This is a genomic window from Actomonas aquatica (genome assembly GCF_019679435.2).
Lineage (GTDB): Bacteria > Verrucomicrobiota > Verrucomicrobiia > Opitutales > Opitutaceae > Actomonas > Actomonas aquatica.
In genome coordinates, this window is record NZ_CP139781.1 from 1,726,723 (window position 1) to 1,739,925 (window position 13,203).

Below are 13,203 nucleotides of genomic sequence, written 5' to 3' on the forward strand. Positions count from 1 at the left end.
GAATTAACGCACTTCGTAGACTTCGATCAGAGCCGTGCCGTCGCCGCCATCGGCGCCATTCACCTGCACGGTATAACCCTGGCCACCGGCTTCAACCACAAGCAGCAACGCCGCATCGGTGCTACCCGCCGTGAGCGGGAACGCGCCCAGGTCGCCCATCAGGGTCGCCAACGAAGCATCCCAGTCGTCGTTGGTCGCGATCACATTGCGCGCGGCGTCATACACCGTGATCTGCGGATTTGCCAAGACCCCCGGCACCCCAAAGCGGCTGTTGAGTTCCGGCCCCACACCACGAATGAGCACGCGGGCATGGCCCGGACCACCGACCGTGAAGCCGGCCGTGAGCACCTTGTCGCCCGGACCCGTGTAGGTGAGCGCCGAGACGTTGACGAGCCGCGGACCGGTCGCACTGGCCGCCGGATCATAGACCTCGCTCAGAATCACCCCACCCTCGTCGCCGGTGATCTCCACGGTCTTGCTGCCGCTCACGTTTGCGATCACGGCGGCATCCTTGCTGTCGACCACGAAGGGGAAGCCTCCCACCGCGTTGGCGGTATCGAAGATGTCGGCGTAAACCCAATCGTCATTGGCCGCGATCACGGTCGGCCCTTCCTGCACGGAGAGGCGCGGGTCGGGCATCGTGCCGCTAACGTTGTAGGCCGCCAGACTCGGGCCGGCGACGCGTGCCAGGACGGATTTGCTGCCCCCATCAACCACGAAGCCGAGGCTCAGGTTTTGGCCGGCATCGAGCGGCGCGCGCACCGACAGATTGGTGAGGTAGCTGCCGCTGGTGTCCGGCGGCGTGGTGTTAAACTCGACGTCCAACGTCTGGTCGCTGCTCAGGTCGCGCACGAAGGTTTGGGTCTCGCCGTTGTAGGTCACCGTGATGCGGTGCTGGCCTTTGAACACCGTGCCGGTGAAATCGCCGCTGGCATCGGACAAGCCGTTGAGGTCGGTCCACCAAGTGCCCTTGACGCGGTCCACCCACACCTGACCGCTCGGCTTGATGACCCAGTTGGAGTCGTCGGTATCGTCGAAGAAGATCGCATTGTCCCGCCAGTGGATCGAGTCGCGCAGGCCCCAGATCGTCACGCCGTCGACCGACGGGTGCTCGAACGCGCCTTCCAGCACGTTGGCCGTGACCTCGGCCTGTTGCGCGGGGGTGGCTGAGGTCCAGCCGTTGGTGTTGATGTCGAGCTCGGTGATTTCGATGCGCAGGCCCGGCAGACCATCGGGGTGATTGGCCGTTGCAGGCATCGGCGCGGCCAGCAGATCGAGGCGGCGTTTGATCTGCTCCTTGCTGATGTAGCGATCCATGTGCGCCTGCAGACCGATACCGTAAACCGGACCGCCCGCATCGCGCACGGCGTCGACGAAGTTTTTATAGGCGATCACGTCGGAATCGTTCTCCTGCCAGAAGTTGAGGATGTTGTATTCGTTGAAGAACAACTGCGCCGCCGGCTGCGCCTGCTGGGCGAGTTTGAACCACTCGGCGACCTCGGCCGCCTGTTCCGCGACCAAGGTGGTGTTGGTCGAGCCCGGCACCGCTTTTTCAATGATGAACTCCCGCTCGTGGAAGTGCTCGTTGTAGAGATCGAAATTCACCACTCCGGTGTCCTTCAGCTCGGTGTGATACTCCGTCACATGATTGCGGATACGGGTCTTGGCCGCTGCGGCATCGGTCTGGTTGCGCAGGTCGGACGGCACCTGGTAGGAGGCGCCCCAGATGGTGACGTGGCCTCGCACGCGGAAGTCGTAGTCACTGTTGAAGGGTTTAAAGGCCATCGCGTCGCTGATGGTCGCGCGAGTGGTGTCCCAGGGACGGCCCTCCACATAGGTCCACTTCATGTAGTTACCGAAGGTGAGCGAGTTGAAGTAGGTCTGCAGCGCATCGAGTCCCCGCACATCATATTCGGACTGACCTTGGTAAAGCTCGCCATACACGACAGCGGTGCCGAAGCGGAAGGAAGGGTTGAGCATCTCCACCTGCACGGTCGCGCCCTGCAACGGCGCGTCGTCCTGGTTCGTCACCTGCACCTCTAGGGTGCTTTGGCGATGGGAGAGATCCTGACCGTGGAGCCAGGCACCAGTGGTTCCCAGCAGCGAGAGAGCAAACGTCGACAGACGCAGGCGAAACGAGGCCGTCATAATGAAGGGTATAAGGGGTTAAAAGGGGGCGGGAGCGGTAATCTTGCCGCGACGCGGCGCGGGGCAACCTGTCCTTCGGTTCTAAAATAAGCACAGCCCGAAAAAGCGGCTCTACGTTGCGTCTTGCCCGATCGAATCCACCTTAGCCGCCATGCGTTTGCCTTTCCGCTGTCTCCTCGCCGCGCCCCTCGTGGTGGCGACCGTTATCGCCCAAGCTCCCTTCAGTCCGCGGCTGCTGCAGGACGATTCCATCTGGGGTGACGGCAAGGCCGAGGTGACGGTCTTTGCGGCGCAGGAGAAACGTTATGGCGAACTGCGCGAAACAGAGGTGCGCCACATCGTGGTGCGCGAAGACTTTGCCGCCGACGCGCAGGTCAAAGCCGACAACTGGCAGGCTCCCGGCACCTACCCGGTCATCAAACTCAACCAGATCATCACCGTGCCCACCGGCACCTACCGCTACGATCAGGGCCATTCCGCTTTCTGGCGGGTGAGCGACGGACAACTCATCAAGTTCGCCTCCACCACCAACGACTCCTGCGGCCTAAGCTACAAACAGGGCAACCTCACCGCGGGGGACTGGCACTACCGCGCCTTCACCTACTGGGAAGGTATGAGCGAGGTGGATACCACCGCCGCCGCCCCGGTCGGCGCCCTCACCTACGACGAGTTGCCTTTCAAACTCCGCACCCTCGACTGGGGCAAAACCACCCTCTTCGAAGCGCCGCTGCTGGAAACGGTGATCGACTCCAAAGCCGACACCCTCGCCTGGGCCCCGGCGGCCTTCGCCATCCAACGCGTGCCCGACGGCTGGCGCGTCACGGTGAGTCACGCCCACGGCACCGACCGCCTCACCTTCGATCGCGAGAGTCCCCACACCCTGCGCCGCTGGATCCGCTGGGACGGCAGCCGCCTCGAACGCACGCACACCATTCGCCTCCCCTACTGGCAACTCAACCAACCCGGCGACGAACACTACCTGCAACCCGGCGCCACGTATCCGTGACCGCGAGGCGTTTGCCCGCGCAGCCGCACTGGCGGATGAATCAGGCGTTCTGTTCAAACCCAGCGAGATTTTTTCTGATTCCAGCCAGCCCGAAATTGAGCCTGACCTCCTTCGCCCGAGCGGCACATTCGCGGCATGCGTTCCGCCGCCATTGCGACCCTCGCCTTATCGATTCTCGCCCTGCCCCAAACGCTTCTGAGCTGGGACACCGTCCTGCAATTCCCCAATGATGAGGGGCTGTGGGGATATCCCCGCAGCTCCCCCGCGGATAACGCTCCGTCCCCCGGTCTCGCCACCGGCGAAAACGGGGTGATCTACCACGCCGTTTTTGGCGCGGACACCGCGCGCAACCCCACTCGCGCCTACCCTGCCATCGAATGGGATACGCCGCCCTTATTTGGGGGATACATGCTGTATTCGGAAAACCACTCCAACGGCAGCTTCGGTCCCAACTTCGTGTGCACGATCAGCGCTTCAGCCAACGGCCACGGCGCCATTTCACTGCCCGTAACCGAAATCATCAAGACCGGCACCACCGGCACGCTCACCAACGTAGTGCTCGGCACGCTTGTAACTCCGACCGCGATTTCCGGTGACGGTGAGTTCCGCATCTTGCTGCTCGAAAAAACCTACGACCACCCCATGGCCAACGGCGGAATCGCCGAGTTCCGCGGCGCCGCTTTCGACGGCAACCGTTGGTTGGTCACCGCCGACGCGGCCAGCGACGTGCCCAACACCGGCGTCAAATCCGTCATGGTCTCCACCCGCTCCGGTTGGCACGTCCTCGATACCACAAGCTTCACCTACGACGCGGAAACCACCACCGCGCCCGCCGGCCCCCTCACCCAGGCTGGAGTGTGGTTTATGGCGGAGGAAACCAGCGCGCCGGCCGAGGCGGGGTTCCAGTTCGGGGTTTCCGACAGCTACTTCACCGCACGGGTCACACCGACGGTTTATCACCCCGACGAAGACGGTGATAATCAGATCTCTCTCTCCGAGCTCTTGAACGTGATCGAGCTCTACAACAGTCGCTCTGGTTCCACCCGCACCGGCCGCTATGACACCAACTTTGCTGCCGACTCCACCAGCGACCCCACCGCCATCGCGCTCTACGAGACCTACTATGCCGCCGACACCGATCGCGACGGCACCATTTCTCTGAGCGAACTCCTCCGCGTCATCGAACTCTACAACGTTCGTGAGGGCACCACGCGCGTCGGCCGCTACCACCTAGATTCGCAGTTCGACGATGGCGTGGCCCCCGGCGCAGCCGTGGTCGTGCCGTGATCAGAGGGGGCTGGTCGAGTTGTCGGGCGTAAAGCCCGACCCACAGTGACTGCGCCAACCTCCTTGTGGGTCGGGCTTTACGCCCGACAGCGCCGTCGAGGCCGGCTACAGCAGAGGACCCCCCTCCCCGCTTACTCGCGGGCTCCGGCCAGGGACTCCTGCTTCGCCACTTCCTTTTCGATCTGGGCCGCTTGCACCAGACCGTGGGCACTGGACTTGCCGGTGACCTTCATGACCATCGCGTCCATCATGATGTAGATCGCCGGAATCACGAAGAGCGTGAGGAAGGTCGCGATCGCCAGGCCGCCCACAATGGCCAGACCCATCGGGTTGCGCGTTTCGCTGCCCGGACCGCTGGCCAGCGCGAGCGGCAAGGCACCGAGGATGGTCGACACCGCCGTCATCAGAATCGGCCGGAAACGCAACGTGGCCGCTTCGTGCGCGGCCTGCGCGGCGTTACGCCCCTCGATGCGAAGTTGGTTGGCGAACTCGACAATCAGAATGCCGTTCTTCGCCACCAGGCCGATCAACATGATCAGGCCGAAGCGCGAGAACAGGTTGTCGGTCATCGGCGTGCCCCAGAAACGCGAGGCCCACAGCACGGCCACGCCGCCGGTGAGCGCCAGCACCACGCCACTGAAGATCGTGATGGGATGAATCCATGACTCGAACTGAGCCGCGAGAATCAGGAAAGTGAATACAAGCGCCAATCCGAAGAGCACGCGCGCATCGGCCGAGCTTTCGACAAACTCCCGCGTCTCGCCGTCCCAGGTGTAGTTGTAGTTCTCGGGCAGGATCGCGGTCGCGAGGCGTTCGAGTTCCGCCACACCGTCACCTTGGGTGAAACCTTCGTTGAGCTGCGCTGAGACCGAGATGGAACGTTGGCGATCAAAGTGCGGGTAGGCCTCGGGCACGATCTCCTCGCTCGTCTCCACGAGGTTGCTGAGCTGCACCAGATGACCATCCGTCGAGCGCAGGTAGATCTTGCCGAGATCGGCCGGCGAGGTGCGATCGGCGTCCTCGACCTGCAGCATGACATCATACTCGTCGGCGCCGCGGCGGAAACGGGTCACGCGGCGACCACCGAAGAGGGACTCGAGCGTGGTCGCCACGTCGAAAACCGGTACATTGAGGTCGGCCGCGCGCGCGCGGTCCACCTGCACGTTGAGCTGCGGTTTGTTGGGCTCGGGGCTGATGCGCGGACGATTCAGCACCGTGCTGTCGCGCAGGCCGGCGGTGATCTGTTCGGCGATGCTTTGGAGCTGCTTAAACTCGGGTCCGACCAGCACCATCTCGACGCCACCCGAGGCACTGCGGCGTCCGCCCAGCGGGCGCACTGGCGCGGCGATGATCATGCCCCCGGGATTGGCGGCAAACTTGGAACGCAGGTCGGCCAACACCTCCTGGGTGGAGCGTTCGCGATCCTCCCAGTTCTTGAGCATCACAAACATGAACCCCCGGTTGGCGCCGCCGCCGCCAAATCCGGTGATGCGAAACATCTTTTGGATTTCGGGGGTGTTGAGCAGCACGGCCTCGGAGTCGCTGGCGTAGCTCGCGGCGTATTGCGGCGTCGAACCGAGCGGGAAATTCATGATCACGCGGAACACACCGCGGTCCTCGTTGGGCGTGAGTTCACGCTGCAGGTGGCCATAAAACCACGGGCCCGCCGCCGCAAAACCCGCGACGACCAGCAGCACCACCCACTTCACTCGCAGCACCGCGGCCAAGGTCCGCGAAAACACCGAGTTGATCGCCTCAAACATCGGCTCGGTGAGGCGGTAAAACAGACCGTGGGTGATTTTGCCGTCCGCCCCGTGGTGCGCATTGAGCAGCCGCGAACACAACATCGGCGTGAGCGTGAGTGCGATGAGACTCGAGACCGAAACCGCCACCGCGAGGGTGATGCCGAACTCAAAAAACAGCCGCCCCGTGCGCCCCGATTGGAAAGCCACCGGCACAAACACCGCGATGAGCGTGAGCGTCGTCGAAATGACCGCGAAAGCCATCTGCCGCGCACCGAAGATCGCCGCGTGGATGGGCCCCTCTCCTTCCTCGATGCGCCGATAAATGTTTTCCAGCATCACGATGGCGTCGTCCACCACCAGGCCCACTGCCAGCACCAGCGCGAGCATGGTGAGCAGGTTGAGGCTGAACCCAAACAACTGGATCACCGCAAACGAACCGACGATCGACACCGGGATTGCCACCAACGGGATCACCGTCGCCCGCCAGTCACGCAGGAAGAGGAAGATCGTGAGCACGACCAACACGCCGGCCACGTAGAGCGTAAAATACACCTCATCGACCGAGCGCTCGATGAACACACTGGTGTCGTAAGCGACCTCGAGATTCACGCCTTCCGGCAGGTTGCGTCGCAACGCGGGCAACTGGGCTTTGATCTCGTCGGCCACCTGCAGGAGGTTGGCCTGGGTCTGCTTCTGCACGCGCATGCCGACCGCAGTGCGACCGTTGTAGTAGGCCTGCACGCGGTAGTCGCTGGAGCCGAGTTCCACCCGGCCCACGTCGGAAAATTTGATCTGCGTATTGCCCCGCGTTGCGAGCACCAGGTTCTCGTAGTCGCTCACCTCGTTGAGGCGGCCTTCCAGGCGCATGCCAAACTCGCGCGTGACCGACTCGATGCGACCGCTGGGGATGTCGACATTCTGCTGGCGCAGCGCGCGTTCGATGTCGGACACCGTCAACTGATAGGCGGCAAGCCGATCGGGATCGACCCACAGGCGCATCGCAAAGCGCGGCGCCCACAAGCTCACGCGGGAGACGCCCGGCACGGTTTGCAAACGTTGCACGACGACGTTCTCCGCGAGCTCCGCCAACTCGAGGCGCGAGAAGCGATCAGAGTTCATCGAGATGGTAAGCACCGGATCGGCGTCGGAGTCGGCCTTCTCGACGTCGGGCGAACGCACCTCGTCGGGCAGGCGATCCTGCACGCGGCCCACCTTGTCGCGCACGTCGTTGGCGGCTTCGTTGATGTCGCGGCGCAAGTCGAATTCGAGGCTCACGCTGCCGCGACCGGCGTTGGCGTTGGCGCGCATGATGCGCACGCCATCGATGGAAGAGAGCTCCTCCTCCAGCGGATCCACGATCTGGGTCTCCACCACCTCGGCCGCGGCGCCAGGATAGTTGGCGTCGACCGAAACGATGGGTGATTCGATGTCGGGGTATTCCCGCACCGGCAGGCGCAGAAAGGACAGGCAGCCCACCAAGATGATGAGCAAAGCCAGGACGATACAGACGACCGGGCGTTTGATGGAAACGTCGGAGAGCAGCATGGGTGAGCGGGTCGCGCCGAACGGCCGGTTCTAGGGTTGAGTGAACTCCGCGCGCAGCGGCTGCGGATCCAGCGGCGCGCCCGGGAACAGGATCAGCGCCCCTACACCGGAGGCGACCACTTCGGTCCCCTCGTTCAACACCCCGCGCAGGGGCACGACCTCCACGATGCCATGCGCGCGCAAGCCGGTGCGCACGGGCACGAACTGCGCGGCAGGCACCTCGCCGCTGCGGTCGACCACGATGATCTGCACGCCGCGCGAGTTGGTGAGGATGGCGCCTTCCGGCACCGCGAGGACGTCGCTCTTCTCCTCCAGCACGAGATTGATGTTGGCAAACATGCCGGGGCGCAGCGCCGCGTCGCTCGATTGCAGCACGGCCTTCACTTCCGAGGAGCGCACCGTGCGATCGATCGTCGAACTCACAAAATACACCTCACCGCGCAGGTCCTGATCGCTCTCCCCCGCCCGCACGCCGCGGGTGCGCACGTTGACCACCGTGCCGGGATGGACTTTGCCGAGGAAACGCTCCGGCACTTGGAAATCGATCTTCAACCGACTCAGGTCGTTGATCGTCGTGATGACCGTCGAGGGCGTCACGTAATCACCGGGCGAGATCGTGCGGGCTCCGACCACGCCGTCGAAGGGCGCGCGGATCTCCGTCTTGCCGATGCGCAGGCGGATGAGCGAAAGCTCGGCTTCGGCGGCGGCGAACTCGGAACGCGCCCGATCGTATTCCGACTGCGCGATGGTGCGCGATTGGCTCAGGTTCTCCGAACGCTCGACATTCAGTTTGGCGAGATTGAAGCGGGCTTCGATCTGCGCGAGCTGAGCGCGCAACTCCGCGTCGTCGATCTTGAGTAACAGGTCCCCCGCCTTCACCTGCTGGCCTTCGTCAAAAAAGATGCCGCGCACGATGCCGCCGATCTCTGTGCGCATCTCGGCCGATTCGTTGGCCGCGAGCGAGCCCACCAGATTCAGGCTCTCGATCATGGGTCGCTTGCTCAGTGTGACCACCTCCACCGCCTGCGGCTGTTGGGCATTGGCCCGACCCGCCTGCGAGCCGGTGAGCGGACGCTCCCCGCCCTCATTCTTGGCGCAACCGGTGGCCAACACGGCACCGATCAGCGCGACCAGCAAAGTCGAGGGAATGGAACGAGGCAGGGGCATGCTTCCTCTGCATGAAGCGGCTTTCAACATCGGGGGCAAATACCGCCCCCGATTTACGTTAATAGCAAGCGAGCCGGTGTGAACGGCACGCGATTTTAGCGCGAAACGCGCCAGGCGCGACCTCAGGCCGTTTCAGCCGTGTAGGCTTCGCTGTCGAGCAGAGCGTCGATCGCGGCGGCATCGGCCACCTTGACCTTCATGATCCAGCCACCCGCGTAGGGCTCCTGGTTGACCAGCTCCGGCGCACCGTCGAGGGCTTCGTTGACTTCCACGACTTCGCCGCTGACCGGCGCGTAGAGATCGGAGGCCGCCTTGACGGATTCCACCACGCCAAACACGGCGCCGGCTTCGAGCGTGTCGCCCACGGCCGGCAGTTCGACGTAGGTGATGTCGCCCAGGCTGCTCTGGGCGTAGTCGGAGATCCCGACTTCCACCACGCCGTCTCCGGCGTCTTTCACCCATTCGTGGGACTTGGCGTAACGGCGATCAGCAGGGACATTGCTCATGACGATTTCTTTAGTTCGACGAAGGGCGGTTTGACCAGTTGCAAAACAAACTTCTTGCCGCGCAGGTCGACCGCGAGCTCCCCCGCTTCGACAGCGGCAGCCGGCACCAGCGCCGAACCGATGGCCTCGCCAAGCATGGGCGACATCGTGCCGGAGAGCACCGAGCCGACCACCGCGCCGCTGGCGTCCAACACCTCGGCGCCGGCCCGCACGATGCGGCGGTCGCCGGTGCGGAAGAACACCACGCGACGGCGCGCCGGGTCGGCCTTCTCGGCCTGGAGCGCTTCGGCGCCGGTGAAGCTGCCTTCCTTTTGAAATTTCACCGTCCAGCCAAGGCCGGCGGCGATGGGCGACAGGTCGTCATTCAACTCGTGCCCATAAAGCGGATACCCGGCCTCGAGGCGCAGGCTGTCGCGCGCGCCGAGTCCGGCCAGTTGCAGGCCGTGCGCCGCGCCCGCTTGCATGATGGCCTCGGCCAACGCCGGGGCATCACTGGTGGCGTGGTAAAGTTCAAAGCCGTCCTCGCCGGTGTAACCGGTGCGGCTGATGTAGCAGTGCACGCCCGCCACCGTGCCTTCGCCAAAGTGGTAATAGCGCAGCATGCCGAGCTTGGCTCCGGTCAGGCTCTGGAGAATCGTCTCCGCCTTCGGCCCTTGCACCGCCAGCAGCGCGTAATCGTCGGAACGATCGGTGATGGTCACGTCAAAGCCCGCCGCCTGCTCACGCATCCAGGCGAGGTCCTTGGCGATGTTGCTAGCGTTGATGACCAGGAAATAGCGCTCCGGCTCGTGCATGTAGACCAGCAGGTCATCCACCACGCCACCGTCGGGCCGGCACATCGGCGAATACAGCACGCGCCCCGGGTAGAGCTTGCTCACGTCATTGGTGACCAAGCGGTTCAGGAACGCCTCCGCCCCCGGACCGGTCACATCGGCTTCCCCCATGTGACTCACGTCAAACAAGCCGGCGGTCGTGCGCACGGCTTTGTGCTCTTCGAGGATGCTCTGGTATTGGACCGGCATATCCCAGCCGGCGAAATCCACCATGCGCCCGCCATGGGCGACGTGAAAGGCATGAAGCGGGGTCCGTTGCAGTTCAGACATACCTCCGAGCAAGCGCGGGCCCGTCGACGCCCGCAAGAACTGGCTCCGGATTTTTATCGTCTTCACTGGCACAAGGACCGCTAATCCCGACAACTCATGTTCCTGTTCGCCCTCGCGATCGCTCTCACTCTTGGTATCTCTTTCATCTGTTCACTGATGGAGGCACTCATCCTGAGCACCACCGTCACAGAGGTGGAGATGCTCAAAAGAGCCAACCCTCGCCGGGGTCAGATCCTCGAGCAACTGCGCAACGGTTTGGAGGAAACCATCTCCACCATCCTTACGCTCAACACCATCGCGAACACCCTCGGCTCGATCACCATCGGCGGTCTCGCCATCAACCTGTTTGGGCAAACCGCCCTGGGCATCATCTCCGCCCTCATGACGCTCGGCATCCTGTTCTTCTCCGAGGTCATCCCCAAGAACCTGGGCGTCGTCTATCGCAAGCAACTGCAACCGCACGTCGTTTACCCGCTGCTGTGGATGCGCAACATGCTGCGTCCCGTCACCTACCTCTGCAATCTGCTGGTGCGCCTCGTCATCACCAGCGCGCCGGAGAAAACCGATTCCGAAGAGGAGATCATCCTGCTGGCCGAACGCGGCGCCCTCGACGGCTCCCTCACCAAGAGCGAATCCAGCATCATCGCCAACGCCCTCTCCCTCGACGATGTGCGCGTGCACGAGATCATGACCCCGCGCACGGTCATCACCGCGCTCAAGCGCACCGACACTGTCGGCGAAGTCTTCGACAGCTACGCCAACATCCCCTTCGCCCGCATCCCGGTGTATCAGGAAAGTCTCGACGACATCGTCGGCCTCGTCCGTCGCCGCGACCTGCTCAAGGCCGTCGCCAGCGACCAGGAAAACGACCTCATCTCCGCCCACATGCAGGAGATCCATTTCATCCCCGAAACCGCCACCGCCAGCCAGGCCCTGCAGGAGTTTCTCAAAACCCACCAACAACTGCTCATGGTGGTCGACGAGTTTGGCTCCACTGCCGGCGTGCTGACGATGGAGGACGTGATGGAGCATCTCATCGGCAAGGAAATCTTTGAAAAGGACGACCTCGCCGTCGACATGCGCGAGCTCGCCCGCAACCGCCTGCAAAAGCAGCCGCGGCCGAAGCGCCCCTCCCCGCCCGCCGGCCCTTCGGCTGGTCCGGCCTCCCGCGCCGCAGAGCAAGAGGACGGCGGCAAGATCGCGCCCTTCCCGCCCGCCGACTGATTGCGTTAACCGACCTCCCGCTGCCGCATGGATTCCGCCCCTGCCCCCACCCATTGGGTGCACGACCTGAGCCCGTTTCTCATCCAGTTTAATGAGAACTTCGGGATTCGTTATTACGGCCTCGGCTACCTGCTCGGGTTTCTGCTCGGCGGCCTGATCCTCCACCGCGCCGCCGTGCGTGGTCGCCTGCCCCTGCCGCCACCCGCGGTCTGGGATCTGCTCACCGCGCTGATCGTCGGCGTGATGGTGGGCGGTCGTCTCGGTTACTTCGTGCTCTACGAGCCGGCCGTGCTGTTTCAATCGCCGCTTGAGGTGTTCAAAGTCTGGCAGGGCGGCATGGCCTCCCACGGCGGATTCGCCGGCGTCGCCGTGGCCATGATCTGGTTCGCCCGCCGCCACCAACTCAGCTTCTGGCAACTTTCCGACGCCGTCGTCACCGCCGCTCCGCCCGGGCTGTTTTTGGTGCGCGTGGCCAACTTCATCAAAGGGGAGCTGCCCGGCAAAATCTCCGAGGTCCCGTGGGCGGTCATCTTCCCCGACACCGCCCCTCCCGGCACGCCCGTGCACCTCATCGCCCCGCGCCATCCGTCGCAGCTCTACGAGGCCGCGCTCGAGGGTTTGCTCCTGCTTGGGTTTACGCTCTGGCGCTACTGGCGCACGCTCGCCCCGGTCGCCACGCCCGGTCGCCTCACCGGCGAGTTTCTCATCGGCTACGCCTTCGCCCGCTCGATCAGCGAGCTGTTCCGCGAACCCGACGCCGACCTCATCCTCGGCCTCTCCCGCGGCACCTTCTACTCCCTGTTTTTTGTGGTCGCTGGCATCGTCCTCATCGTCCGTTCCCGCCCGGCCAAACGAGCCTGACCATATAGCCTGGGTAATGAACCCCATTAGATTGGGTTGGGCGATTGGCCGGCTTTTTGCATGCTGCCTTTCCCGTGGCATCCACGGTCCGGCTTACCCGAATTTGGCTCCTTTTGGTCGCGCTAAGCAGCGCGCCACTCTTCGCCGCCGCGACCCAAACCAAGCCCGTCAAATGGGTGCGTGGCATCTACGTCGCCGAGACGCCGAGCCCGCAACTGATCGCCTCCGATCAACTGTGGTCGCATGCCGAGGCGCGGGCCAAAACCCTGCGCGGCATCACCCTGCGCGGCCAAGGCCGATCCATGTTGCCGCTCTATAAACCGGGCACCGTGCTGGTTATCGCCCCGATCAAGTTTGCCGACCTGCGCCGCGGTCAGACCGTGGTTTATTACAACAGCGAACATCGCCAAGTTGCTCACGTGCTCGTCGCCAAATGTGACGACGGCTGGCGCGTCGCCGGTCTCAACAACCGCCTCCACGACGATGAAGGTGTGACCGCGCAAAATCTCTTCGGCGTCGTCGCCGAAGCCTACCAGCCCCTCCCCGCCGGCACCTCCGTCGCGTCCTTGAACTGAGGACAAAACTCAACCGCGAAGGTCTCGAAGACTTCG

At 63.8% G+C, this 13,203-nt stretch carries 10 protein-coding genes; 5 read left to right on the forward strand and 5 right to left on the reverse strand.

Going from position 1 to position 13,203, the window contains the following annotated elements; all coding sequences use genetic code 11:
- Positions 1 to 3: 3 nt before the first annotated feature.
- Positions 4 to 2,148 carry an endo-1,4-beta-xylanase gene (locus K1X11_RS06600; RefSeq protein WP_221030944.1) on the reverse strand — a complete coding sequence of 715 codons (2,145 nt, stop codon included), beginning with the start codon at positions 2,146 to 2,148 and terminating at the stop codon, positions 4 to 6.
- A 151-nt stretch (positions 2,149 to 2,299) separates the two neighbouring features.
- Here K1X11_RS06600 and K1X11_RS06605 point away from each other — a divergent pair, with 151 nt between their 5' ends.
- Entirely contained in the window at positions 2,300 to 3,154 is an 855-nt protein-coding gene (locus K1X11_RS06605; RefSeq protein ID WP_221030945.1) for a hypothetical protein, read from the forward strand.
- 135 nt (positions 3,155 to 3,289) lie between these two features.
- Positions 3,290 to 4,441, forward strand: coding sequence for an EF-hand domain-containing protein (locus K1X11_RS06610; protein WP_221030946.1), 1,152 nt, complete (start codon positions 3,290 to 3,292; stop codon positions 4,439 to 4,441).
- Between the two features lie 131 nt (positions 4,442 to 4,572).
- On the opposite strand, the gene K1X11_RS06615 is transcribed toward K1X11_RS06610, so the two are convergent.
- From K1X11_RS06615 to gcvT, 4 genes are all read right to left on the reverse strand, one after another.
- A complete protein-coding gene (locus K1X11_RS06615; RefSeq protein WP_221030947.1) occupies positions 4,573 to 7,731 on the reverse strand; it encodes an efflux RND transporter permease subunit in 3,159 nt (1,052 codons plus the stop codon).
- Positions 7,732 to 7,761: 30 nt separating this feature from the next.
- Positions 7,762 to 8,898: an efflux RND transporter periplasmic adaptor subunit gene (locus tag K1X11_RS06620; RefSeq protein ID WP_221030948.1), complete on the reverse strand. Its 1,137-nt coding sequence runs from the start codon at positions 8,896 to 8,898 to the stop codon at positions 7,762 to 7,764.
- A 122-nt stretch (positions 8,899 to 9,020) separates the two neighbouring features.
- Positions 9,021 to 9,404 (reverse strand): glycine cleavage system protein GcvH, encoded by a 384-nt coding sequence (gcvH, locus tag K1X11_RS06625; protein ID WP_221030949.1) that lies wholly within the window; start codon positions 9,402 to 9,404, stop codon positions 9,021 to 9,023.
- Positions 9,401 to 10,507, reverse strand: coding sequence for a glycine cleavage system aminomethyltransferase GcvT (gene gcvT, locus K1X11_RS06630; RefSeq protein ID WP_221030950.1), 1,107 nt, complete (start codon positions 10,505 to 10,507; stop codon positions 9,401 to 9,403). The genes gcvH and gcvT overlap by 4 nt, the downstream gene beginning before the upstream one ends.
- Positions 10,508 to 10,603: 96 nt before the next feature.
- On the opposite strand from gcvT, the gene K1X11_RS06635 reads away from it, so the two are divergent.
- The 3 genes from K1X11_RS06635 (at position 10,604) to K1X11_RS06645 (ending at position 13,167) form a co-directional block, all read left to right on the forward strand.
- On the forward strand, positions 10,604 to 11,731 hold the full coding sequence (locus tag K1X11_RS06635; protein WP_221030951.1) for a hemolysin family protein: 1,128 nt from the start codon (positions 10,604 to 10,606) through the stop codon (positions 11,729 to 11,731).
- Between the two features lie 27 nt (positions 11,732 to 11,758).
- Positions 11,759 to 12,592, forward strand: coding sequence for a prolipoprotein diacylglyceryl transferase (lgt, locus tag K1X11_RS06640; RefSeq protein ID WP_221030952.1), 834 nt, complete (start codon positions 11,759 to 11,761; stop codon positions 12,590 to 12,592).
- 74 nt (positions 12,593 to 12,666) lie between these two features.
- Positions 12,667 to 13,167: a S24 family peptidase gene (locus tag K1X11_RS06645; protein ID WP_221030953.1), complete on the forward strand. Its 501-nt coding sequence runs from the start codon at positions 12,667 to 12,669 to the stop codon at positions 13,165 to 13,167.
- Positions 13,168 to 13,203: the final 36 nt, after the last annotated feature.